This is a genomic window from Paraburkholderia sp. BGA-UO-ETr-F12 (assembly GCF_059567945.1).
Genome location: NZ_JCAQOZ010000051.1, coordinates 164,270 through 189,548, shown reverse-complemented (window position 1 = coordinate 189,548; position 25,279 = coordinate 164,270). Strand labels below are relative to the sequence as shown.

The following is a 25,279-nucleotide window of genomic DNA, read 5'->3' as shown; positions in this document are numbered from 1 at the left end:
AGCACCTGTTACTGGCCAGCGGCGTGACGATCTTTGCACTACATTGACCAGTACGCGCCCTCGCTTTGCGCATCGCGCGGTATCCGGCTCTGGAAGCCCAATGAGCGCTGTGATCGCATGTCAATTGCATCCACACCGCAGCAGGACGAATCTGGAAACGACCGATGGAATCCCCAAACGGGTACGCGCCGCGGATTTACTTTTTTCATTCACTTCTCGTCGGGCCGCTCGATGCATGGCCCGCACAGTTTGCTCACGCAGCCGGGCTGGGCTTCGATCACGCGCTGATTGGCAGCGTCTTCGAGCCCGGGCGAGGCGGGCATGGGCAGGTGGTCGGCAACCACAGCCGGCTGCATCCTGTGTTCGAGACCCAGCAATCTGCCACGACAGCGATCCGCACGCTGGCACAGGCCGCTCGCCAGAATGGCCTGGCCTTGCTGGTCGATCTGGTGATCGACCGGATGGCCGCCGATGGCGTGCTATACGCAGAACATGCAGACTGGTTCCACCCATTCGAGTCTGAAGAGGCACGCCTCGATCCGCGCCACGTGCACCGCGAGGACAACGTCGCGTATGCCAACTTCAACGACGGCGCCAGCCGTGCGGCGCTAGTCGGCTGGTGGACCCAGCAACTGCTGGCACTCGCCGACGCGGGCGTGAGCGGCTTCCGCTTCGATTCACCACACCGTGTGCCGGCCGCCGTTTGGCGGCAACTCGGCGACGCGGTTCGCGCAAAGCACCCGGAAGTGCGCTTCCTCGCCGCGACGCCGGGTCTCGCCCGTGGCGATCTGCTCGGCCTCGCAGGCGCGGGCTTCGACAGCGTGTTTTCGTCAGTGCGCTGGTGGGACTTCCGCGCCAGCTGGATGGTGGAAGAACATGCGGCCCTCGCCCGCATCGCCGCCCCGGTCGCCTTTCCGGAAGCGCCTTACGGCACCCGCCTTGCCGCCGACCTCGGCGAGGCGCACGACGCCGCCATCGTCGAGCGGGCCTACCGGCGCGCGCTGTTCGCGTCGGCCTCCATCGGCACCGGCTGGATGATGCCGATGGGCTTCGAGTACGGCATCGCCGAGCCGATGTCGCAAACACGCGGCGACGCGGCGCAGTTCGCGCTTGCCAGCCAGTCGAAGCGATTCGATCTCTCCGAGCGGATCAGCCATGCGAACCAACTGGTAAGCAAGACGAAAACGTTGCACAGCAACGGCGAATTGCGTCCGCTAAGCGGGCCCGGCGCGCCGGCAGCCGTGTTGCTGCGCGCCGACACGGCCGATCTGCGCGACGCCGGCGAAGCAATCCTGATCGCCATCAATCCCGAACTCGGTGCGCCTGTGCGCGTCGATCCCGCGCGCTTCCTGGCGGGCGTACCGGGCAATTTCACGCGCTTCGTGCCGCTCGACGCGCCCGGACATGCCACGCCCGCCACGTTGACACCATTCACGCTCGCAGCCGGCGCCGTGCGCTTGTTCCGCGGCGTCGCCGAGCAGCCGATCCGGCTCGCGCCGCCGATCGACAAGGCGACCGGCAAGCGCAGCGGCCACAAGACGGTGCTCGAAGCGATCAACGCGCCGCGCGTGGCGATCGAGAGCGTGACGCCCGCGGTCGACAACGGCCGCTTTCCCGCCAAGCGCACGGTGGGCGAGCGCGCCGAAATCACCGCCGCGATCTTCGCCGAAGGACACGACAAGATCGCCGCTGCCGTCATCTGGCGCGCAGCCGACGAAACCGCCTGGCACGAAGTCCCGATGCGCCCGGCACAACCGGCTGGCCTGGATATCTGGAGCGCGCGCATTCCGCTGGAACGGCTCGGCCGCCACGAATTCACGGTCATTGCATGGCGCGACGACTTTGCTTCGCTGGTCGAGCATATCCAGAAGAAGCTGAAAGCGGGCCAAACCGTCGAACTCGAACTCGAAGAAGCCGCGCATCTGTTCGCACTCGTGCTCGCCGAAGTGGAAACGGTAGAGGGCGCCGTGACCGAACCGCTCGAGCAAATCGTCAAACGCTTCACCAAGGCGGACGCCGCAACGAAGCTCGCCTTGCTGCTCGAGCCGGCCACCGCGCAGGCGATGAGCGCCGCGCGCCACCGGCCGTTCCTGAGCCGCGATCCGATCGTCTACAAGATCGACGCCGAGCGGACCGCCGCGAGTTTCGCCAGCTGGTACGAGATCTTCCCGCGTTCGATGAGCGACGACGAATCGCGTCATGGCACCTTTGCCGACGTCGTCACGAAATTGCCACGCATCCGCGACATGGGTTTCGACGTGCTGTACTTCCCGCCGATCCACCCGATCGGCATGACGAACCGCAAAGGCCGCAACAACACGCTGAATGCACAACCGGGCGATGTCGGCAGCCCGTATGCAATCGGTGCGGCCGAAGGCGGCCACACCGCCGTGCACCCCGAACTCGGCACGCTCGACGACTTCAAGCAGATGCTGGCCGCCGCGCACGCGCACGGCCTCGAAATCGCACTCGATTTCGCGATCCAGTGCTCGCCGGATCACCCATGGCTCAAGGAGCATCCCACCTGGTTTGCGTGGCGCCCCGACGGCACGCTGCGTTACGCGGAAAATCCGCCGAAGAAGTATCAGGACATCGTCAATCCGGACTTCTATGCGCACGACGCCAAACCTGATTTGTGGCTCGCGCTGCGCGACGTTTTCCTGTTCTGGATCGAAGCCGGCGTGCATATTTTCCGGGTGGACAATCCGCACACCAAGCCGCTGCCGTTCTGGGAATGGGTAATCAACGACGTGCGTTCGCGCTATCCCGACACGATCTTCCTCGCCGAAGCCTTCACGCGACCGCGCATGATGAACCGCCTCGGCAAGATCGGTTTCTCGCAGTCGTACACGTACTTCACGTGGCGCGAATCGAAGCGCGATTTCATCGAGTACATGACCGAACTCACGCAAACCGGCGCGCGCGATTTCTACCGGCCGAATTTCTTCGTCAACACGCCGGACATCAACCCGCGGCATCTGCAATCGTCGGGGCGTTCGGGCTTTCTGATTCGCGCGGCGCTCGCGTCCACACTCGCCGGTTTATGGGGTGTGTATAGCGGTTTCGAATTGTGCGAGGCCGCCGCGCTGCCGAACAGCGAGGAATATCTCGACTCCGAAAAGTATCAGTTGCGTGCGTGGGACTGGAACCGGCCGGGCAATATCGTCGGCGAAATCAGTGCGTTGAACCGGATTCGACGCGCGAACCCGGCGCTGCACACGCATCTCGGCCTCACGTTCCTCACCGCGCACAACGACAACATTCTGTTCTTCGAGAAAGCGACCGAAGCACGCGATAACGTCATCCTGGTGGCAATCAATCTCGACCCGTTCAACGAACAGGGGGCGGATATCGAATTGTCGTGGGACACTTTCCAGCGTTGGAATCTGCACGATCATGGCGCACTGGAAGTGACCGATCAGATGACGGGCGCCCGCTTCGAATGGCACGGCCGCTGGCAGCATGTCCGCCTCGGTTCGGATCAACCGTTTTCGATCTGGCGCATCGCGCCGCTTGGCGGCCTGCCCGCCGAGCGCCCCGCTGCCGCCGACAGCGACTATCACGCAGACGACGCTGGCAACCCCACCTCTACGGAAGGCGCACATGAAGCGTGACGATCCAGCCCAAACTCCGCCGCAAGCCTCGACCAACGTGAGCACCGGCAGCGCCGCCAAAGCGCGCTCGCATCGGCGCAGCAAACCTGCTGCCTTGAGCGACGATCCGCTCTGGTACAAAGACGCGATCATTTATCAGGTACACATCAAGTCGTTCTTCGACGCGAACAACGACGGCGTAGGCGACTTTCCCGGCCTGATCGCGAAGCTCGATTACATCGCCGAGCTCGGTGTCAATGCGATCTGGCTGCTGCCGTTCTATCCATCGCCGCGCCGCGACGACGGCTACGATATCGCCGACTATCGCAATGTGCATCCGGACTACGGCCAGCTTTCCGACGTGAAGCGCTTCATTCAGGAAGCGCACGCACGCGGCATCCGCGTGATTACGGAACTGGTGATCAACCACACGTCGGATCAGCACCCATGGTTTCAACGCGCGCGCCGCGCGAAGCCGGGGTCGAATCATCGCAACTACTACGTGTGGTCCGATACCGATCAGAAGTACCAGGAAACGCGGATCATCTTTATCGATTCGGAGCCGTCGAACTGGACCCATGACCCCGTTGCGGGTGCTTACTATTGGCACCGCTTCTATTCGCACCAGCCCGATCTGAACTTCGACAATCCGGCCGTGCTAAAGGAAGTGCTGCAGATCATGCGCTTCTGGCTCGATATGGGGATCGACGGGCTGCGGCTAGACGCAGTGCCGTATCTGGTCGAACGCGAAGGCACCAACAACGAGAATCTGCCGGAAACGCACGAGGTGCTGAAGAAGATTCGCGCGACCATCGACGCCGAGTACCCCAACCGCATGCTGCTCGCCGAAGCGAACCAGTGGCCGGAAGACGTGAAGGAATATTTCGGCGACGAAGACGAATGCCACATGGCGTTCCATTTCCCGCTGATGCCGCGCATCTATATGTCGATTGCGAGCGAAGACCGCTTCCCGATTACCGACATCATGCGCCAGACGCCGGACCTCGCCCCCAGCAATCAGTGGGCGATTTTCCTGCGCAATCACGACGAACTGACGCTCGAAATGGTCACGGATTCCGAGCGCGACTATCTGTGGAACACCTATGCAAGCGATCGCCGCGCACGCCTGAATCTCGGCATTCGCCGCCGTCTCGCCCCGCTGATGGAGCGCGATCGCCGCCGCATCGAGCTGATCAACTCGCTGCTGCTGTCGATGCCCGGCACGCCCGTGATCTATTACGGCGACGAACTCGGCATGGGCGACAACATCCACCTCGGCGACCGCGACGGCGTGCGCACGCCGATGCAATGGTCGTCGGATCGCAACGGTGGATTCTCGCGCGCCGATCCCGAGCAACTGGTGCTGCCGCCGGTAATGGGCGCGTTGTACGGCTTCGACGCCGTCAATGTCGAAGCGCAAAGCCGCGACCCGCATTCGCTGTTGAACTGGACCCGGCGCATGCTCGCCACGCGGCGCGCGAAACAGACTTTCGGACGTGGCACGATCCGTTTCCTGAAGCCGGAAAACCGTAAAATCCTCGCGTATCTCCGCGAATTACCCGGCGAGCCGCCGATCCTGTGCGTGGCGAATCTGTCACGCGCACCGCAAGCGGTCGAGCTGGATCTATCCGAATTCAATGGCGCGGTGCCGGTTGAAATGACCGCGGATTCCGTATTCCCCGCGATCGGCCAGCTCACCTATCTGCTGACCTTTCCGCCGTACGGTTTCCTGTGGTTCTTGCTGTGTTCAGGCGGCCAACGCCCGACCTGGGCGCAGGCGCATTCCGAGCCACTGCCCGAATTCGTCACGATCGTGATCCGCGAAGGCCAGGTCGGTCCGACACCGGAAAACGTCCGCTTGCTCGAATCCGAAGTGCTGCCGTCGTGGCTGAGCCGGCGCCGCTGGTTTGCCTCCAAGGATCAAAAGATGCACGCGGTGCGGCTCGCCGCGTTGACCACGATTCCTCAAGGCGGCTTCGCGTTCACCGAAATCGAAGCCGACGTGGGCGACCATACCGAACGCTACGTCGTGCCGATCGCGATCACATGGGGCGGTGAAACCACCACGCCGCTATTCCTTCAACTGGCGCTGGCGCGCGTTCGCCGTGGCCGCAATGTCGGCCATCTGACCGACGCGTTCGCGCTGCCCATCTTCGCCCACGGGGTATTGCGCAAGCTGCGCGAGCGCGCGGTGATTCCGACCGTGCAGAAGAGTGAGATCAGGTTCATCCCGACCGAGCGTTTCTCCGAACTCGCCGATCTCGGCGAACAGCCCGAGATTCGCTGGCTGGCGGCCGAACAGAGCAACAGTTCGCTGATCATCGCCGATGCCGCGGTGCTGAAACTGGTCCGGCGTCTGGTGAGCGGCATCCATCCGGAAGCCGAAATCAGCCGCTACTTGACCCAGCTCGGCTACGCGAACACCGCGCCGCTGTATGGTGAAGTGGTGCGCGTCGATCCCGAAGGCGTGCCGCATACACTCGCGATCTTGCAAGGCTATATCGACAACCAGGGCGACGCGTGGAACTGGTCGCTCGACTACCTGCGCCGCTCGGTGGATGAACTGGCCATTGCGGTCGATACGGAAGCACAATCGCCGGACCGCGACAACGAAGCGATTCTCGTGGACGGCTACAGTGCGCTCGCCGGCATCATCGGCAAGCGCCTGGGCGAATTGCACGTGGCGCTCGCTTCGCCGTCCGACGACCCGGCGTTCGCCCCCGAACCGGCCAGCGCCGAACAGGTGAAGGCGTGGGTCGACGGCACGCAATCCATGCTCGCAAGCGCGCTCGATCTGCTTGCGCCGCGTATCGAGCAGATGAGCGATCCGGACACCAAAGCGTTGGCGCAAAGCCTGATCGACCGTCGCGCGGCGCTGGTCGACGCGGTCAGCAAACTGATATCGGGCAACGCAGGCGCGTTGCGCACGCGCATTCACGGTGACTTCCATCTCGGGCAGGTGCTGGTCGCGCAGGGCGACGCGTATCTGATCGACTTCGAAGGCGAGCCCGCGCGTACCCTGGAGGAGCGGCGCCAGAAATCGAGCCCGCTGCGTGACGTCGCTGGCTTGATGCGTTCGCTGTCCTATGCGAGCGCCGCGGCGCAGTCCACGACGGAAAGCGCGCCGGTGCAGACCGCCGATCGCAAGCGCGCCCTTTTTGAGCGTTTCCGTGCGCACGCCACCGAAACATTCCTGAAAGAATACCGGGCCGCTGCCGCCGCTTCGGCGACGCAACTGGTCGCGCCGGAAGCCGAACAGGCTCTGCTCGATCTGTTCCTGATCGAGAAAGCCGCGTACGAAATCCGTTACGAAGCGGCCAATCGGCCGACGTGGCTCAGTCTGCCGGTACGCGGCCTTGCCGCGCTCACCAGCCGCCTGCTCGGCGACACCGGTAAGCACGATCCGTCAACCCAGGCGCCAGGCGCCGCCGCACCGCCTACCCCGGCCGAGGGCGATTATGAGTGAGCACGATCCGGCCGCAGGCCTCCAACCACTGGATATCGACGCGCTCGTCGAAGCGCGTCACCCCGATCCTTTCTCGCAGCTCGGCATGCATCAGACGGACGCGGGTCCGGTGGTGCGTGCGCTGTTGCCGAATGCTTCGCACGTCAAGGTTATCGCGCGTGCCGATGGTTCGACGCTCGGCGAACTCGAACAGCTCAAACCGGGGCTGTTCGCCGGTCGCGTGAGTTCGGCGGCGCCCTATCGTCTGCGTATCGACTGGCACGGCACCGTGCAGGAAATCGAGGACACGTATTCGTTCGGCCCCATTCTCGGCGACGAACCGCTGGGGCGTCTCGCCGGCGGCGATCCCTATGCTGTGCTCGAGTGCCTCGGCGCACGCCCGATGGAAGTGGACGGCGTGCCGGGCGTGCGCTTCGCCGTCTGGGCGCCGAATGCGCGGCGCGTGTCGGTAGTCGGCGACTTCAATTCATGGGATGGGCGCCGCCATCCGATGCGATTGCGTCACCAGGCCGGCGTGTGGGAATTGTTCGTGCCGCGCGTCGGCCCGGGCACGCGTTACAAGTACGAGTTGCTTGCCCGTGACGGCCATCCGCTGCCGTTGAAGGCCGATCCGTGTGCCATGCAAACGGAAAAGCCGCCGGGCACCGCGTCGGTGGTCGCGCACGTCGACGAAATCGAGCAGTTCGCGTGGACCGACCACGAGTGGATCCAATCGCGCGCCGACAAACAGACGCCGCGCGCACCGATCTCGATCTACGAAGTGCATGCCGAATCGTGGCTGCGCGTCGCCGAAGAGGGGCAGCGCGGTTTGACCTGGGAGGAACTCGCCGAACGGCTGATTCCCTACGTTAAAAGCATGGGCTTCACGCATGTCGAGTTCATGCCGATCGCGGAGCATCCGTTCGGCGGCTCGTGGGGTTATCAGCCGCTTGGACAGTTCGCGCCATCCGCCCGTTTCGGCAAGCCCGAGCAGTTCGCGCTGTTCGTCGACAAGGCACACGCGGCCGGTCTCGGCGTGATTCTCGACTGGGTGCCGGCGCACTTCCCGAACGACGCGCATGGCCTGATCGACTTCGACGGCACGCCGCTCTACGAGCACGCCGATCCGCGCGAAGGCTATCACCAGGACTGGAACACGATGATCTACAACCTCGGCCGCAACGAGGTGAGCGCGTTCCTGGTGGCGTCGGGACTCGCCTGGTTGAAGCGCTATCACGTCGACGGCCTGCGCGTGGATGCGGTCGCCTCGATGTTGTATCGCGACTATTCGCGCAACGCCGGAGAGTGGGTGCCGAACATCTACGGCGGCCGCGAAAATCTCGAATCGATCGCGTTTCTGAAGCGGCTGAATCATGAAGTCGGCTATGTGCCAGGCGTTCCGGGCGCGATCACGATTGCGGAAGAATCGACCGCATGGCCAGGGGTGACGGCGCGCGTCGAAGACGGCGGCCTCGGCTTCCAGTTCAAGTGGAACATGGGCTGGATGCACGACACGCTGCATTACATGCAGGAAGACCCGGTGTACCGCCAATACCATCATCACATGATGACGTTCGGCATGGTGTACGCGTATTCCGAGCGTTTCGTGCTGCCGCTTTCGCACGACGAAGTGGTGCACGGCAAAGGCTCGCTGCTCGGCAAGATGCCCGGCGACCGATGGCAAAAATTCGCCAACCTGCGGGCGTACTTCGGCTTCATGTGGACGCATCCGGGCAAGAAGCTGCTGTTCATGGGCGGCGAATTCGGCCAGATGGCCGAATTCAACCACGACGCGTCGCCGCACTGGCATCTGCTCGACGATCCGAACCATCACGGCGTACAGATGCTCGTGCGCGATCTGAACCATCTGTACCACGAAGACCCCGCGCTACATCGGCTCGACAGCGAGCCAGGCGGCTTCCAGTGGCTGGTAGGCGACGACAGCGGCAACAGCGTGTATGCCTACCGCCGCAGCGATGGCGAGGGGCGCGAACTTGTCGTGGTGTGCAACATGACGCCGGTGCCGCGCCTCGGCTACCGGATCGGCATGCCGCGCGGCGGCCGCTGGACAGAAGTACTGAACACGGATGCCAGCGTGTATGGCGGCTCGAACATGGGCAACGGTGGCGTGATTCATACCGACAACGCCTCGAGCCACGGTTGGCCGAATTCCGCCGCGCTGACGCTGCCGCCTTTGGCGACGATCGTGTTGCGCGCGGATTGACGGATGAGGAGTAAGGCGAGCCCGCGGCCGACGGGCGGCGCGCTCGTTGCATGAAATCCCACGAGAGCGTTCATAAAACAGAACAAGGAACGGGAATCATGTCGCACGCAATGCCCGACCGGCTTCTGCCCGGTTCGCCCTATCCGCTCGGCGCCAGTTGGGATGGCCTCGGCGTCAACTTCGCGGTGTTCTCGGCGAATGCGCAAAAAATCGAGCTTTGCCTGTTCGATCCCACCGGTCGCAAAGAGATCAGGCGCTTCACGCTGCCCGAATGCACCGACGAAGTCTGGCACGGCTATCTGCCCAACGCGCACCCCGGCACCGCGTACGGTTTTCGCGCGCACGGGCCGTATCAGCCGCAGCATGGGCATCGCTTCAATCCGCACAAGCTCCTGCTCGATCCGTATGCACGCAAACTGGTCGGGCAGTTCCGCTGGTCCGACGCGCTGTTCGGCTATCGCGTGCATTCGAATCGTGCCGACCTCTCGATCGATCGGCGCGATTCGGCGCCGGCCATGCCGAAGTGCGTCGTGATCGACGAGGCTTTCGACTGGTCGCACGACAAGCGCCCGAATGTACCGTGGGGCGAAACCGTCATCTACGAAGCACATGTGCGCGGCGTGTCGATGTTGCGTCCCGATTTGCGCCAGCACGAACGCGGCACGTTCGCCGCGCTGGCTGCGCCGGAATTCATCGAGCATTTGCTGAAGCTGGGTGTCACCGCAGTCGAATTGCTGCCGGTGCACGCGTTTCTGAACGACCGCTTTCTGGTGGCGCGCGGCCTGCGCAATTACTGGGGCTACAACACCGCGGCTTTTTTTGCGCCGGAGCCGTCTTATCTGAGTACGCACCGGCTCGACGAAATGCGCATCGCCGTGCGCCAGTTGCACGCGGCCGGTATTGAAGTGATCCTCGACGTGGTCTACAACCACACCTGCGAGGGCAACGAGGCGGGGCCGACCATCTCGTGGCGCGGCCTCGACAATGCGAGCTACTACCGCCTGGTTCCCGGCGACGAACGCCACCATATCAACGACACCGGCTGCGGCAATACCGTCAACGTAGTGCACCCGCGTGTCCTGCAGATGGTGATGGATTCGCTGCGCTACTGGTCGACGAAGTTCAATATCGACGGCTTCCGTTTCGATCTCGGCGTGACGCTCGGCCGCGAGCAACACGGCTTCGATCCCGGTTCCGGTTTCTTCGACGCGTTGCGCCAGGACCCGATCCTGTCGGAACGCAAGCTGATTTCCGAGCCGTGGGACATTGGCCCGGGCGGTTATCAACTCGGCAATCATCCGCCGGGGTTCGCCGAATGGAACGACCGTTTCCGCGACACGGTACGCCGCTTCTGGCGCGGCGACGCTGGCTTGCGCCCCGATCTCGCCGCGCGGCTGACCGGCTCCGCCGATCTGTTCAACCGGCGCTTCAGGAAACCATGGGCTTCGATCAACTTCGTCACGTCGCACGACGGTTTTACGCTCGCCGACGTCACTGCGTACGAGCACAAGCATAACGAAGCGAATCGCGAAGACAACAACGACGGCCACAATGAAAACTGCAGCAGCAATTGGGGCGTGGAAGGTCCGACCGACGATCCGGCGATACTCGAAACGCGCAAGCGCGTGGCCCGCTCGCTGATCGCCACTCTGCTGATGGCGCTCGGCACACCGATGGTGCTGGCCGGCGACGAATCGCTGCGCACGCAGCACGGCAACAACAATGCGTATTGCCAGGATAACGAACTATCATGGCTCGACTGGGATCGCATGGAGTCGCCCGACGGGCGGCAGATGACCGAGTTCGTCGCGCGTCTGATTGCATTGCGCAAACAGCACCCACTACTGCGCGAAACGCGCTTTCTGTTCGGCGACCGCGAAGTACTGCCCGGTCTGTACGACGTCGGCTGGTTCGATGAACACGGCGACCCGCTCACTATCGAAGCCTGGCAAGACCCCGAAGGCCGCGCGTTCACGCTGCGTCGCGCGGGTCCGGGCTCGAATGGCGAAACGGAAGTATTGTTGATGATGCTCAACGCTTCGGCGGACACCTTGCGTTTCGTGCCGCCCGCGCCGCACCTGGAATGGCACGTGCTGATAGACACGGCCGAGCCCGAAAGCGCGCCGCACCCGCTGACCACGCCCGACATCGAAGTGGCCGCGCATAGCCTCGTGATGCTGGCGGCGCAACCAGTCGGCGAAGCGGATTGGCAGACGGGCTGGAAGGCCGGCGCGCAGCACGGGCCGCGCTTATTGACCGCCCTGCCGCCCGATCCGGGTGCGCATATGCCCGGTAGCGATACGTCGCCGTCCACGTAGGCGGGAAGCAAAACCGAATGGTGATGAATCATGTCCGAAAGTCCGATTGATCCGCACGCGCACCATCACGCGCATTGCCTGCCGTTCAGCGCGCAGTTGCTGGGCGCAACGGGCGCGAAGCCGCGCACCCGGTTTCGCTTCTGGGCGCCTTCGTGCAAGACGGTGCAGGTGGAAATCGAAAACGGACCGGCCCAAGGCACGCACGACATGACCGCCACGGGCAACGGCTGGTTCGAAACGACCGTCGAGAGCGGCGCGGGCACGTTGTATCGCTTCCGCCTCGATGGCGGACAGGCGGTGCCCGATCCCGCGTCGCGCTTCCAGCCGCAAGACGTGCACGGACCGAGCGAAGTGATCGATCCGCGCGCGTACCGTTGGGAGCATACGAACTGGCATGGCCGTCCGTGGGAAGAAACGGTGCTGTACGAATTGCACGTCGGCGCGATGGGCGGTTATGCCGGCGTGATGAAGCGTTTGCCCGCGCTGGTCGCGCTCGGCGTCACGGCAATCGAATTGATGCCGTTGAACGATTTTCCCGGCCAGCACAACTGGGGCTACGACGGCGTGTTGCCCTATGCGCCCGATTCAGCGTACGGCCGCCCCGAAGAATTGAAAGCGCTGATCGACGCCGCGCACGGCCTCGGCCTGATGGTATTTCTCGACGTGGTGTACAACCACTTCGGCCCGAACGGCAATTATCTGCATGAATACGCCCGCTCGTTCTTCCGCGAGGGCACGCACACGCCGTGGGGCCCCGCGATCGATTTCGACCGCTGCGAAGTGAGCGACTTCTTCACCGACAACGCCGTCTACTGGATCAACGAGTACCGCTTCGACGGCCTGCGCTTCGATGCGGTGCATGCCATCGACAATCCCGCATGGCTGCGCGATTTATCCGACCATATCCGCGCGAAAGTGCAGCACGGGCGGCATGTGCATCTGGTACTGGAAAACGAGCGCAATAGTGCAAGCCTGCTAGAAACGCATTTCGACGCGCAATGGAACGACGACGCACACAACACGCTGCATGTGCTGCTGACGGGCGAAACCGAAGGCTACTACCACGCCTATGAAGATCAGCCCATCCGCCGCCTTGCACGCGTATTGTCGGAAGGCTTCGCGTATCAGGGCGAACCGTCACCCATTCACGAAGGCGCGCCGCGTGGTGAGTCGAGCGGGCATCTGCCGACCACTTCATTCGTGATGTTCCTGCAGAATCACGACCAGATCGGCAATCGCGCATTCGGCGAACGCCTGCGCACACTGACGTCGGACGATGCCTTGCGGGCGGCCACCGGTTTGCTGCTGTTGTCGCCGCAAATTCCTCTGCTGTTCATGGACGAGGAATACGGCTCGACCCAGCCGTTCCTGTTTTTCACCGACTACACGGGCGAACTCGCCGACGCCGTACGTGAAGGACGGCGTCGCGAATTCGCACGCTTTTCGGCGTTCAGCGACGAACAGCGTCGCGCGCAGATTCCCGATCCGAACGACCCGAAAACCTTCGAGGCCTCGTCGCCGCCTGAGCCTGTTCAAAGCGCGTCCGCGGACGACAACGCGAAAGACCGGCTCGACTGGATGCACTTCTACAAATCCGCGCTTGCCGTGCGGGCAAAACTGATCACGCCGCGCCTGAAGCATTCGAAAGCGCTCGGCGCAACCGTGCTCACCGCCGCAAACGGCGACGATGCCGATGCGCTGATTGCCCGCTGGAAACTCGGCGACGGCGAGACCTTGTCGATCGCGTTGAATCTCTCGAAAGAAGACGTAGCGTTTCCCGATCCGCCAGCCGGCAAGGTAATTTTCGAAACGCCGCCGCGCGTGCGCGAGCAGGTCGACGCCAAGGTGTTGCCGTCATACGCGTTTGTCGCGTGGGTAACCGGCGACGTCAGCGATTACGCCATCGGCCACGATGCGCGCATCGCGAGCCAACAGGAGCGCCACGCGTGAGCACCCGACGCCCGACCGATACGATCACTACCCTTGCCACGCGCGCCGGCTTCGAGGTCGAGTGGCAGGATGCGCACCATACGACGCAGCATGTACCGGAGAGCACGCTCGCCGTGCTGCTCGAACGGATGGGCTTGCCCTGCGCCAACGCCACGCAGATCCGGCACAGCGCGGCCACGCTCGACGCCGAACTGTCCGGGCGCAAATTGCCGCCGTTGATGACCGCGGAGGTCGACCGCGGCATCGCGCTGCCGGCTGCGGCGATCAAATCCGCCAGTCACTACCGGATCGAACTCGAAAGCGGCTCGATCATCGACGGCCGCTTCACGGTGCCGAAGGGCGCGGAAGCATTGCTCACGCCGATCGAAGAGCCCGGCTACCACACGCTGGTGATCAACGATCAACGCATGACATTGGCCGTGGCGCCGTCGCGCTGCTATACCGTCGCGGATGCATGGCACACGCTGCATGGCGGCGGCGCCGCGCAAACGGCACAACCGGCACGACCGGCACAAACGCCGCCGCTGTGGGGCATTGCCGCGCAGTTGTACGGTCTGCGCCGCACTGGCGACGGCGGCCTCGGCGACTATACGGCCCTCGCGCAAATGGCGACCGAGAGCGCGAAGCGCGGCGCGCATGCGCTCGCCGTCAGCCCCACGCACGCGATGTTCAGTGCCGAGCCGGGTCGCTTCAGCCCGTATTCGCCGTCGTCGCGTTTGTGGCTGAACGTCACGCATATCGACCCTGCCGCCGTGTTCGGCGAGGATGCCGCGCGCGCCGCGCTCGAGGCCGCGCAGGCCACCAGCGCATGGTCGGCGCTCGAAGACTTGCCGCTGATCGATTGGCCGAGCGCGGTGGTGCTGAAACTGAAGGTTTTGCGCGCGCTGTACGAGAACTTCTGCACTCAGGAACGCGCAGCCGGCACACCGCGCGCTCTCGAATTTCACGGTTTCTGTGAACGTGCCGGTCGCGCGCTCGAAGATCATGCGCGCTTCGAGGCGTTGCAGGCCGTGCAGTTGGCGCAGGAGGACGGTAAGGGCCACTGGCGCGACTGGCCCGAACCGTTGCGCGATCCGCGCAGCGCGGAAGTCGAAGCCTTTGCCGAAGCGCATCGGCATGAAGTCGATTTTCATCTGTTTCTGCAATGGCTCGCCGCCAAGGGTCTGTCGCACGCCCAGCAGGCCGCGACCGATGCCGGGATGGCCATCGGCCTGATCGCCGATCTCGCCGTTGGCTGCGATAGTGCCGGCAGCCACGCATGGTCGTATCGCGACGACATGCTGCAAGGTGTCTCGGTGGGCGCACCGCCCGATCTGTTCAACCAGGCCGGACAGGCTTGGGGTCTCACCACCTTCTCGCCGCGCGCGATGCGCACGCAGGGCTTCTCCGCCTTCATCGACATGCTGCGCGCGGCGTTCGCGCATGCGGGCGGCATCCGCATCGATCACATTCTCGGTTTGCGGCGCCTGTGGCTCGTGCCCGAAGGCGAGAGCGCGCGCAACGGCGCCTATCTGCGCTATCCGCTCGAAGACCTGCTGCGGTTGATCGCGCTCGAATCGTGGCGGCATCGCGCAATCGTGATCGGCGAAGATCTGGGCACCGTGCCGCCCGGCTTTCGCGAACGGCTCGAAGAGCATGGTCTCGCCGGCATTCGCGTGCTGTGGTTCGAAGGCGCGGAAAGCGGCAAGGGCTTCAAACCGCCGTACGCGTGGGATCGCAATGCCGTCGGCACCACCACGACCCACGACCTGCCGACCGTGGCGGGCTGGTGGCGCGGCAGCGACATCACGTGGCGCAACCGGATCGGCCAGACCATGGCGCGCGCCGATGGCCGCGATGCGGAGCAAGTGGCGCTGGAAGAACGCGCCGCCGATCGCGCGCTGCTCTGGCAAGCGTTCCAGCAGGCCGGCGTCGCCGCGCCGGGCGTGGCGGCGCCGCCGCCCGACGAGGCGCCCGTGGATGAAGCGCTTGCCTTCGTCGCCGCCACGCCTGGGCCGCTCGTCACATTCCCGCTCGAAGATCTGCTGGGCCTCGTCGAGCAGCCCAATCTGCCCGGCTCGATCGACGAGCATCCGAACTGGCGCCGCCGCGTGAGTCTGCCGATCGACGCATTGTTCGAGGACGACGCCTTCAACGATCGCCTGCTGGCCGTCGACCGCGCGCGCCGCGGCGCAACCGTTCCCGCCTCCACCAACGTTTCTTCGGAGCCTGATACGCCATGACCGTCCCGCGCTCCACGCTTCGCCTCCAGTTCCATCGAGGCTTTACCTTCGACGATGCCGCGAAGCACGTCGACTACTTCGCCGCGCTCGGCATCAGCCACCTGTACGCGTCGCCGATCACCACCGCCGAGCCGGGCTCGATGCACGGCTACGATACCGTCGACTACACCCAGGTCAACCCGGAATACGGCGGCGAAGCGGGCTTGAAACGCCTCGTCGAAAAACTGCGCGCGCACAACATGGGGCTGATCGTCGACGTGGTGCCGAACCATATGGGCGTCGGCGGTTCGAGCAATGCGTGGTGGCTCGATATCCTCGAATGGGGCAGGCATAGCGCCTACGCGCGCCATTTCGACGTCGACTGGCATTCGCCCGATCCAGCCCTGCGTGGCAAGGTGCTGTTGCCGACACTCGGTGCACCGTACGGCGATGAACTCGCCGAGGGCCGGATTGCGCTGCATTTCGCGGCCGATAGTGGACGCTTCTATATCGGCTACGGCCCGCACGTATTTCCCGTGTGTCCGACCGACTACGCAGCGATTCTGCAAAGCGCCGACCGCGCCGATCTCAACGCGCTGGCCGAACGTTTCCAGGGTCTGACGACGCAGCCGACCGATCAGCCGCGCGCCGCCGAAGGACGCGACATGCTGCGCGAGTTCGTCGCGCAAAACGGCGCCTCGGCGATCGAGCTGGTGCTGCAAGCGTATTCACCCGCGGATCCGGTGACGCGTGACCGCTTGCATCGATTGATCGAACGGCAGCATTTCCGTCTTGCCTGGTGGCGCACTGCTTCAGACGAAGTGAACTGGCGGCGTTTCTTCGACATCTCGACGTTGGCCGGCGTGCGCGTGGAGCGGCCCGAGGTGTTCGAGGCAGTGCATGCGCTGGTTTTCCGTCTATATCAGGAAGGCGTGGTGGACGGTTTGCGGATCGATCACGTGGACGGTCTGGCTGAACCGCGTGAGTACTGTCAGCGTCTGCGCCAACGCCTCACCGAATTGCGCGACACCACGCCATATGTGGTCGTCGAAAAAATTCTCGGCCGCGGCGAACCGCTGCGCGACGACTGGCCCGTGGACGGCACGACCGGCTACGATTTCATGAACGACGTGGGCGCCCTCTTGCACGATCCGGCCGGTGCCGAACCGCTTGCGCAAACGTGGACCGAACTCACCGCCCGCAGCCCGCGCTTCGCCGACGAAGCGTTGCCGGCCCGGCGCAAGATTCTCGCGGAGAACCTCTCCGCCGAACTGGACCGCGCGACGCGCGCGTTGCATCGGATTGCCCGCGACTCGCTCGCGACACGTGATTTCACCTTCACCGCGTTGCGGCGCGTGCTGACCGAACTGGTCGTGCATTTTCCGGTATATCGGATCTATGCGCAGAACGGCGTGCGCAGCGCCGCCGACAACGTGTATTTCGATCAGGCACTGGCAGGCGCGAAACAGACGCTTTCGCGCGCGGATCATGAAGTGCTCGACCGTGTTAACGCGTGGCTTGGCGAGAGCGCCGAAGAAGTATCGAATCCGAATGCCCGCGGCAATGCGCAAGCGCAGCAGCAGGGTCCAGGTGGCGCGCCGCCGAGTCATGCAGGTTCGGCACGGCGCACCGCGCAAACGCTGTTCGCGCAACTGACCGCACCAGTCGCCGCAAAGGCGATTGAAGATACCGCGTGCTATCGCTATGGCCGTTTGCTGTCGCGTAATGAAGTGGGCTCGGACCCGGGCGAGTTCGCGTTGTCGGTCGAGCAGTTTCATGCGGCGAATCTCGAGCGCTCGCAGCGCTTTCCTCACGCGATGCTCGCCACGGCAACGCACGACCACAAGCGTGGCGAAGACGTGCGCGCGCGCCTTGCGGTGTTGAGCGAAATCGCCGACGAATGGAGCGCGAAGTGGCGCGCATGGTCGACGCTAAACGCACCACATCGCCGTGCTCTGGACGGTACACCGATCAGCAGCGTCAGCCACGACATCAGCTACGACTGGGCACCCGGGCCGGCCGCTGAAGCGATGCTGTATCAAACCCTGGTGGGTTGCTGGCCGCCCGGCTTGCAAGCGGACGATGAAGCCGGCATCAAGGAACTCGCCGAACGGGTCGCGCAATGGCAGTTGAAGGCGCTGCGGGAAGCGAAGCTGCAGACCAACTGGCTCGCCCCCGACGAAGCCTATGAAGCCGGCTGCCGCGCATTCCTGTTCGACATTCTGGCACCGCAGCGGCGCGATGGATTCCTGCGCGAATTGTCCACGTTCGTCACGCGGATCAGCCGCGCGGGTGCGCTCAATAGTTTGCAGCAAACGGTGTTGCGGCTGGCGTCGCCTGGGATTCCCGATCTTTATCAGGGCACGGAGTTATGGGACTTCAGTCTGGTCGATCCAGACAATCGCCGGCCCGTCGATTTTGCCAAACGTGAAGCGTTGCTGGCGCAGACACCCCCTTCGGATTTCCTCGCGGACTGGCGCGATGGACGGGTCAAGCTCGCCGTGGTGCAACGGGTGCTGGCCTTGCGCGCCCATTTGCCGGAGTTGCTGAGTCAAAGCACGTATCTGCCGCTGGAGGTACGCGGTCCGCATGCGGCGAATGTGATCGCGTTCGCACGGCGGCATGGGAATGCGTGGGCCGTGGTGGTGGCGAGCCGGCTTGCTGCCGGCTTGCTCGGCGACACCAGCGAACCCGATGATCTGCCGATGGTCGATCCGGCTAAATGGGGCGATACAGCCATCGAGATGCCGACGGATCTGGCCGCACGAGCGCTATTCGACTGGTTGAGTCCGGCGGCACCCAAGGTCGACGAAAACGGCTTGCTGTATCTGCGCGATGCGTTAGGCGCAATGCCTATCGCGGTGTTGGTGGAAGACGGTGTGCCACGCAGTTGATGCGCGTTTGCTGAAGGCCTGGCTTGCAGGGGCGGTGAAAGCACACGTGCTTTAACCGCCTTTTTTGTCGGCTCACGCAACGGCTCCCTGACCGGCGCGCTCAGCGCTATGCGTCACGCCGACGAGCCGCCTTGCTGTGCACGTTTGACGGCTTCGGCCATCTGTTCCGCCACACGCCTCGTGTCCCAGTACACCTGCCCTTTGTACATCCGGTCGCCGCGCAAGTTGAAGCGGTCGACACCCTGCCAGTTGAGTGCCTGCCCGGCCACGGTGGCCGATGCCCGCCATTCGATCATGACGGCGTCGCCGGTGGGCGCCCATTGAAGGACGTCGACTTTCAAGTCCGGCAGTTGCGCCAGGACCTGACGGAAATGTTCGATGACGCCTTTCCGGTCGGCCGGCTCCGTCATGGGTGGGATCAGGTTTTGTGTGTCTTCGTGCATGAGGGCTTCCAGGTTATCCGCGACGGGGTGCTGCCACTCCGAAGCGAAACGTTGAACAGCGGTCCTGGCGTTGGCCAACTGCTCCGCGCTCGGGGGAAGGTATTTTTCTGCTGACGTCATGTGGGTTTGCTCCTGAATGGGTTGCTTACCTACGGTGTAGCTGCCCTATGGTGTTGCTGCCCTGGTGTGCAGGCCGCAGCCGGAATGCCGCTTTAACATACAATCAGATTTTCACATACACCGTGTATGTATACTACAATCAGAATGTGAAAAATCAAGGGATAAAAACGAAGCCCATGCCAAGCGCAGCCCTAACACCCAAATCCCGTCGCGAGGAATATGCGGACGCGACCCGGCAGGCGCTCATCGCCGCCGCGGCCGAGCTATTCACGTCGCAGGGGTATCAGCAAGTCGGGATCGAAGCCATCGCGCGCAGCGCACGCGTGACCCGTGGTGCCTTCTATCATCACTTTGCAGACAAGGCCGAGTTGTTCGACGCGCTGGTGCAGGCTCTTCAGGCGGACGCTGCATCCAAAGTCAAAGCCGCCGCCGAAGCAGTTCCTGAGGCAAAACGGATAAGCGCGGGCATTCGCGAATTCCTGGAGATCTGCATCGAACCCGCCTACCGGCAACTCGTCATTGAAACCGCGCCCGCCGTGCTCGGTCCGGCACGATGCCGCGAGATCGAAGAAGCGCACGTGTATGGTCTGCTGATCGGCGCACTGACGAATCAGGTCTCCGGCAAGGAAAAAGCAAAGGCGTATCTCGCCGCGCGCATGATCGGCAGCATGGTGTGCGAGGCGGCACAATTGCTCGATGGCGCGGACGACCCGGTCGCCATGAAAGCGGACGCATTGAAGCTCGTTGAAAGCATGGCCGGCGCGCTGACGGCTGACAGGAACCGGAATACGGCAAACCGCAAGTAAGCTGTTGTCGTGCCGGCCGGCAAACCGACGTATAGCAGCAGCAAATATCCCGTGTCGCTCCGTGGTACGGACGGCGACTTTACTTGAGCCATGCCGCGGTCGACTTACGACGAGTACGGTGACGAAGCCGGTTAAAGTGGTTCAAGGCGGTGTAGGGCGGCTTGAGGCGGCTTAGCCGCCCTCATCGTCGAACGTTTTCGGATAAACGCGCACCAGCACGATGCGCGGTCCCTTCATCTTCTTGATCACTACGTCGAAGCGATCGAATTCGATGCGCTGCCCTTCAGTAGGCAGATCGTTGAGCGCCTGAATCACCAGGCCGCCAACCGATTCAGCCCGGCCTTCGTCGATGTCGATCCCAAGCGCACGTTCCAGTGAGACCACCGGCAAGCTGCCCTTGCCCATCAAGGTGCCGTCGTCCATGCGCGTCCAGTCGGCGTCGCCCTGGCGGAATTCGTCGTGAATCTGCCCAACCAGCGCGCCGAGCAGATTGTCCAGCGTGAGAAAGCCGATCGGCTTCGCGTTCTTATGGCCCACCAGCGCGAAATGCGGCGCACCTTTGCGGAAGCGGCGAAACAGTTCGAGCGCCGGCATATCCGGTTTGACGTACTGCACGGGGCGCGCGTATCTGGACAGGTCGTCGAGCGTGCTGCCCGCGTGCCGCGCCAGCAGCAAGTCCTTCAAATGGATCATGCCGGCCACGCGCTCGCCGGAAGCGTCTTCGAACAACGGATAGCGGCTGAAACGATGCCGCGCCACCACCTGCATGTTTTCGCGCAGCGGCAAATCGCGCCGCAGGCCGACCATTTCATAAGACGGACGCATCAGATCCGACACCGTCATGCGCGAAAAATCCAGCGAATGCGCGATCGTGTTCCACTCGTCCTGGCTGTAGGCGCCATCCGGTGAACCGAGTTCAGTCGCGACGTTGGCGCGGCGGCCACGCAGGATCAGTTTGAGTTCGTCGGTCGAGTAATGCGAATCGTGGCCGTGCTCGCCGTTGAGGCCCGCAAGTTTCAGCACCGCGTTGGCACTGGAGTTGAGCACCCAGATCGCCGGATACATCGCCCAGTAGAAACCGTAGAGCGGCGTGGCGGCCCACAGCGAAACCTTTTCCGCTTCACGAATGGCCAGCGATTTCGGCGCCAGTTCGCCCACCACGATATGCAGGAACGATATGCACGAGAACGCGAAGAACAGCGAGATGCCGTGGATCAGCTTTTCCGATTCCACTCCAAGCAGGCTAAAGACCGGCGTGAGCAGTTCCGCGAACGCCGGCTCGCCGATCCAGCCGAGCCCGAGGGATGCCAGCGTAATGCCAAGCTGACAGGCCGACAGATAGGCGTCGAGCCGTCCATGCACCTTCGCCAGCAAACGCCCACGCATTCCGTGTTTGGCCGCGAGGCTCTGCACGCGCGTCTGGCGCAGCTTCACCAGACCAAATTCGGCGGCGACAAAGAAACCGTTGAGGGCGACGAGAAACAATGCACCAATAAGGGCGACAACCTGGATCAAAGCGAGGGGCTCCGGCAACAAAAGTTGTCAGTATAAGACGCGAAAGCAAGATGAAAGTTAATCGTGCCCAGGAAGTGCGCCGACAACCGCCGCTCACGTGGGAGTCGATGCACTCAGTGGCACGTGCAGCGCGAGCGTAACAGTTTCGCCCTCAGATGCGTCGCTTTGCTCGAAACTGCCGCCGTGTGCTTCCGCAACGCGCTTACACAGCGCGAGCACCCACGCGATCCGTTTGGCCTCGCGCGGTTCACGCGCCTGTTTGAGGGCAAAAGCTTCCAGCACATGGGGCACCGAAGCATCGTCCAGGGCGGCGGCGCTCTGATTGAAAGCGACCGTGGCGTACCACCGGGAGGCGTCCGCGCGCGCGGCCAGCGTGACTGCGGCACCCTTTGGGCTCGCTTCGACGGCAAATGTGAGCATCACCCACAGCGCGGCGGCGAGGCGCTCACGGTCGCCGTTGAGCTGCTCGGTAGCAAGTTGCGACTCGACCGTGAGCTCGACGCCACGCGCACGAGCCAACCCCGAGCGAACTTCCTCCACGGTTTCATCGAGTAGCGGATGCAGCGGAAACGGCGCCAACTCAAGTGCGAGCGATCGGGTCTCAGCGCGCGTGGCATCGACAATCGTCTCCAGCAACTTCACCTGCTGGTCCACGCCATTACGAATTCCGGTGACGGCGCGCTGCGAATTGGGATCGTTTGCATCGAGCTTGCGCTCGAGCACGTACGCCCAGCTATGGATGGCGTTCAGCGGACCGCGCAGGTCGTGTGACACAAGCGACAGCACGTGATCGCGCATGAACAGCGCAGTCTCCGCGCGCAGACGCGCGGTGCGTTCGGAGACGACGAGGCCGGAAGAAACCGGCTTGGCGCCGGTGGTCCCGGTGGAAGACGTTGTCACGATCGAGCCCTCTCAGGCAGTACATGGAATATTGAACGAAACCCCATTATAGGCATGCCGTCCTGGGCAACCAGCCTGGCCGGACGGCTAACGTGGACGCAAACCGCATGCCACCTGCCAATCCTCGGCGATACGACCTCAACACGCCTACAATGTCGGTTTTACGTTTTTGACCTAAGGAGCGACATATGTCGACTGTGACTACCGAATCCGGCCTGAAATACGAAGACATCGTTGAAGGCACCGGCGCCGAAGCGGTTGCCGGCAAGACCGTCAGCGTGCACTACACGGGCTGGCTGACCGACGGTCAGAAGTTCGACTCGAGCAAGGACCGCAACGACCCGTTCGCGTTCGTGCTGGGCGGCGGCATGGTCATCAAGGGCTGGGATGAAGGCGTGCAAGGCATGAAGGTCGGCGGCACGCGCAAGCTGACGATTCCGCCGCAACTCGGCTACGGCGTACGTGGCGCGGGCGGCGTGATTCCGCCGAATGCCACGCTCGTGTTCGAAGTCGAACTGCTCGACGTCTAAGTTTTCACTGTTTTGTAATTGCGCCATTAAGCCAATGGGTCACGCCGCCATCACCGCACCTAGCGTTTCGCTGCGCCGTTACGGCACGGTCGAAGCGTCGGACGTGCACGATTTTCACCAGGTCGTGCTCGGACTCGACGGCGCGATGGTGATGGCGGTAGACGGCGTCGCGCAACAGATCGACGCCGGTTCCGCGTGGCTCATTCCGGCAGGCGCGCGGCACGACTATGCGGGCATCGGCGAGAACCGGCAATTGGTGCTGGATCTGCCGGCCGCCTCGCTGGCCGTGCCGGAGCGTCTGTTCGACCGCGCGCGGGCGGTCACAGTGGACGCCTCGCTCACGCAGCTCGTGCATCGGATTGCGGGGCACGCCACAGGCGGCGCTCAGACCAGCAATCTGGACGCCCGGCGTTTTCAATGGGATGCAGCCGCACGATTGGGCGCTGCGCTGGTGGCCGATACCGGCACCATGGCCGCAGCGCAGGCATACGGCGCCGGCCTCGACTTCGCGCGCATCGACCGCTGGCTGCGCACCCATCTTTCGGAACCGCTGCGTATCGCCGACCTTGCCGCGCATTGCGGCTTCGGCATGCGGCGCTTCCATCAGCTTTTTATCGAAGCCTTCGGCGAAACGCCGCATCGCTATTTGCAGCGTCTGCGGCTCGATACGTCACTGGGTTTGCTGTCCGATCCACGTTTGTCGCTGAGCGATATCGCGCTGGAAATCGGCTTTGGCGATCAGAGCGCCTACACCCACGCATTCACGCGGCGCTTCGGGCTGGCGCCCGGTCAATGGCGCGCGCTGCGTCATTGATGATTGCGTTCGGGCGATCCGCGAGCCACCTGAAAAAGGCGGCTCGCACTTCTTGCTACCGTTGCTTGCTAACGCTGCCCCGCACGCTGAACGCTTAACCCGCCAGGCCGCGTTCCAGATCGCCGCGGATATCGCCGGCGTTTTCCAGACCTACTGCAAGACGGATCAGACCTTCGCTGATACCCGCCGCGGCACGCGCTTCCGGCGTTACGCGACCGTGCGTGGTGGTCGCAGGATGCGTGATGGTGGTACGCGTGTCGCCGAGGTTGCCGGTAATCGAGCAGATCTTCGTGCTGTCGATCACGCGCCAGGCATTCGCGCGCATCTGCTCAGGCGTATCGCCTTTCAATTCGAACGACAGAATCGCGCCGCCCGACTTTTGCTGACGCATGGCCAGCGCGTGCTGCGGATGCGATTCGAGCCCCGGATAGAACACCCGGTTCACGGCAGGATGCGTCTCCAGCCAGCGCGCGATCTCGAGCGCATTCGCCGACTGCTTGTCGACCCGCAGCGACAGCGTTTCCATGCCCTTGAGCAGCACCCATGCATTGAACGCGGACAGCGTCGGCCCGGCGCTGCGCACGAACGGAAACACCTTTTCCATGATGAACTTCTTCGAGCCCACCAGCGCGCCGCCGAGCACACGCCCCTGGCCGTCGAGGAACTTGGTGGCCGAATGCATGACGACGTCGGCGCCTAATTTCAGCGGCTGCTGCAAGGCCGGGCTGCAGAAACAGTTGTCGACCACGAAAACCGCATTGGCCGCCTTCGCGATCTTGCTGATCGCCTCGATGTCCGCGACTTCGGTCAGCGGGTTCGACGGCGTTTCGAGGAAGAACATCTTCGTTTCCGGGCGCACGGCGTTTTTCCATGCATCCAGATCGGTCGGATCGACAAAGGTCGTGGTAATGCCGAACTTGCTGAAGATTTGCGAGAACATGCCGAGCGTCGAGCCGAACAGCGCCTGCGAGCTGACCAGATGGTCGCCGGCCTGCAGCGTGGACATCACCACCGACATGATCGCCGCCATCCCCGAAGCCGTGGCCATACACGCTTCACCACCCTCGAGCGCGGCCAGACGGTCCTGGAACATCGAGACCGTCGGGTTCGTGAATCGCGAGTAGGTGTAGTTGTCTTCGGAATTCTTGAATTTTTCGGCAGCGTCCGCGGCACTCGCGAAGACGAAGCTCGACGTCAGGAAAATCGCTTCCGAATGTTCGTTGAAGTCGCTGCGCGCTGTGCCCGAGCGGATCGCCAGCGTATCGAAGTTCAGGGAGTCGTCCATGTTAGTTCTGGTTTCCAATGTTCCATAGCTGGGTTCAGCGTCGGCGGCTCGCGTTAGACGAGTTCAACAACGCCAAACGACAGCAACAAAAAAGCCCGCTTTTGCGTCGGCATAAGCGGGCTTCATGTGCGGGGAAAGCTGGAGCGGAGGCGGATGACTGCGGCTTTTCCACCATTCGCTTTAGCTGTTTTGGGTTGCCCCGCGTCCGCAAGCTGAGATCAAATCGACGCAAGCCGTCATG

At 63.4% G+C, this 25,279-nt stretch carries 14 protein-coding genes; 10 read left to right on the top strand and 4 right to left on the bottom strand.

All coding sequences use genetic code 11. From position 1 onward, the window contains the following. Window positions 1-164: 164 nt before the first annotated feature. The 7 genes from AC57B6_RS22865 (at window position 165) to treY (ending at window position 18,625) form a co-directional block, all read left to right on the top strand. Window positions 165-3,614, top strand: a complete 3,450-nt coding sequence (locus tag AC57B6_RS22865; protein WP_081833030.1) for a maltotransferase domain-containing protein — start codon at window positions 165-167, stop codon at window positions 3,612-3,614. Then, window positions 3,604-7,059 (top strand): maltose alpha-D-glucosyltransferase, encoded by a 3,456-nt coding sequence (gene treS, locus AC57B6_RS22860; RefSeq protein ID WP_444514295.1) that lies wholly within the window; start codon window positions 3,604-3,606, stop codon window positions 7,057-7,059. Before AC57B6_RS22865 ends, treS begins: the two co-directional genes overlap by 11 nt. Further along, the gene (glgB, locus tag AC57B6_RS22855; RefSeq protein ID WP_178370513.1) at window positions 7,052-9,262 is read left to right on the top strand and encodes a 1,4-alpha-glucan branching protein GlgB; all 2,211 of its coding nucleotides are present in this window, start codon (window positions 7,052-7,054) and stop codon (window positions 9,260-9,262) included. The genes treS and glgB overlap by 8 nt, the downstream gene beginning before the upstream one ends. 98 nt (window positions 9,263-9,360) lie before the next feature. Beyond that, the gene (glgX, locus tag AC57B6_RS22850; RefSeq protein WP_183797029.1) at window positions 9,361-11,580 is read left to right on the top strand and encodes a glycogen debranching protein GlgX; all 2,220 of its coding nucleotides are present in this window, start codon (window positions 9,361-9,363) and stop codon (window positions 11,578-11,580) included. A 30-nt stretch (window positions 11,581-11,610) separates the two neighbouring features. Beyond that, complete coding sequence (gene treZ / locus AC57B6_RS22845) at window positions 11,611-13,530, top strand: malto-oligosyltrehalose trehalohydrolase (RefSeq protein ID WP_183797030.1); 1,920 nt, start codon at window positions 11,611-11,613, stop codon at window positions 13,528-13,530. After that, window positions 13,527-15,752 (top strand): 4-alpha-glucanotransferase, encoded by a 2,226-nt coding sequence (malQ, locus tag AC57B6_RS22840; protein WP_106352213.1) that lies wholly within the window; start codon window positions 13,527-13,529, stop codon window positions 15,750-15,752. The genes treZ and malQ overlap by 4 nt, the downstream gene beginning before the upstream one ends. Continuing rightward, entirely contained in the window at window positions 15,749-18,625 is a 2,877-nt protein-coding gene (gene treY, locus AC57B6_RS22835) for a malto-oligosyltrehalose synthase (RefSeq protein ID WP_178370517.1), read from the top strand. The genes malQ and treY overlap by 4 nt, the downstream gene beginning before the upstream one ends. 113 nt (window positions 18,626-18,738) lie before the next feature. Here treY and AC57B6_RS22830 read toward each other — a convergent pair whose 3' ends face one another. Then, window positions 18,739-19,188 (bottom strand): nuclear transport factor 2 family protein, encoded by a 450-nt coding sequence (locus AC57B6_RS22830; RefSeq protein WP_028196133.1) that lies wholly within the window; start codon window positions 19,186-19,188, stop codon window positions 18,739-18,741. Between the two features lie 47 nt (window positions 19,189-19,235). Here AC57B6_RS22830 and AC57B6_RS22825 point away from each other — a divergent pair, with 47 nt between their 5' ends. Continuing rightward, window positions 19,236-19,994: a TetR/AcrR family transcriptional regulator gene (locus tag AC57B6_RS22825; RefSeq protein WP_496422152.1), complete on the top strand. Its 759-nt coding sequence runs from the start codon at window positions 19,236-19,238 to the stop codon at window positions 19,992-19,994. A gap of 171 nt (window positions 19,995-20,165) precedes the next feature. Here the strand turns inward: AC57B6_RS22825 and AC57B6_RS22820 are convergent, their stop codons facing one another. Both AC57B6_RS22820 and AC57B6_RS22815 read right to left on the bottom strand, forming a co-directional pair. Next, window positions 20,166-21,509: a hemolysin family protein gene (locus AC57B6_RS22820; protein WP_028196132.1), complete on the bottom strand. Its 1,344-nt coding sequence runs from the start codon at window positions 21,507-21,509 to the stop codon at window positions 20,166-20,168. Between the two features lie 93 nt (window positions 21,510-21,602). Next, entirely contained in the window at window positions 21,603-22,409 is an 807-nt protein-coding gene (locus AC57B6_RS22815; protein ID WP_183797032.1) for a sensor histidine kinase, read from the bottom strand. A gap of 188 nt (window positions 22,410-22,597) precedes the next feature. Between AC57B6_RS22815 and AC57B6_RS22810 the strand changes: the two genes are divergently transcribed. Then, a complete protein-coding gene (locus tag AC57B6_RS22810; RefSeq protein ID WP_006047612.1) occupies window positions 22,598-22,939 on the top strand; it encodes an FKBP-type peptidyl-prolyl cis-trans isomerase in 342 nt (113 codons plus the stop codon). Window positions 22,940-22,973: 34 nt separating this feature from the next. Further along, entirely contained in the window at window positions 22,974-23,753 is a 780-nt protein-coding gene (locus AC57B6_RS22805; protein WP_183797033.1) for an AraC family transcriptional regulator, read from the top strand. A 94-nt stretch (window positions 23,754-23,847) separates the two neighbouring features. On the opposite strand, the gene AC57B6_RS22800 is transcribed toward AC57B6_RS22805, so the two are convergent. Beyond that, window positions 23,848-25,038 carry an O-succinylhomoserine sulfhydrylase gene (locus AC57B6_RS22800; protein WP_028196129.1) on the bottom strand — a complete coding sequence of 397 codons (1,191 nt, stop codon included), beginning with the start codon at window positions 25,036-25,038 and terminating at the stop codon, window positions 23,848-23,850. Window positions 25,039-25,279 lie beyond the last annotated feature (241 nt).

Bases quoted from the DNA above. Each gene is read 5' to 3' on its own strand.
- AC57B6_RS22810 (WP_006047612.1), top strand. From the start codon at position 22,598: ATGTCGACTGTGACTACCGAATCCGGCCTGAAATACGAAGACATCGTT.
- AC57B6_RS22800 (WP_028196129.1), bottom strand. From the start codon at position 25,038: ATGGACGACTCCCTGAACTTCGATACGCTGGCGATCCGCTCGGGCACA.
- glgB (WP_178370513.1), top strand. From the start codon at position 7,052: ATGAGTGAGCACGATCCGGCCGCAGGCCTCCAACCACTGGATATCGAC.
- glgX (WP_183797029.1), top strand. From the start codon at position 9,361: ATGTCGCACGCAATGCCCGACCGGCTTCTGCCCGGTTCGCCCTATCCG.
- AC57B6_RS22805 (WP_183797033.1), top strand. From the start codon at position 22,974: ATGGGTCACGCCGCCATCACCGCACCTAGCGTTTCGCTGCGCCGTTAC.
- treY (WP_178370517.1), top strand. From the start codon at position 15,749: ATGACCGTCCCGCGCTCCACGCTTCGCCTCCAGTTCCATCGAGGCTTT.
- AC57B6_RS22830 (WP_028196133.1), bottom strand. From the start codon at position 19,188: ATGACGTCAGCAGAAAAATACCTTCCCCCGAGCGCGGAGCAGTTGGCC.
- AC57B6_RS22825 (WP_496422152.1), top strand. From the start codon at position 19,236: ATGGTGTTGCTGCCCTGGTGTGCAGGCCGCAGCCGGAATGCCGCTTTA.
- AC57B6_RS22865 (WP_081833030.1), top strand. From the start codon at position 165: ATGGAATCCCCAAACGGGTACGCGCCGCGGATTTACTTTTTTCATTCA.
- treS (WP_444514295.1), top strand. From the start codon at position 3,604: ATGAAGCGTGACGATCCAGCCCAAACTCCGCCGCAAGCCTCGACCAAC.
- treZ (WP_183797030.1), top strand. From the start codon at position 11,611: ATGTCCGAAAGTCCGATTGATCCGCACGCGCACCATCACGCGCATTGC.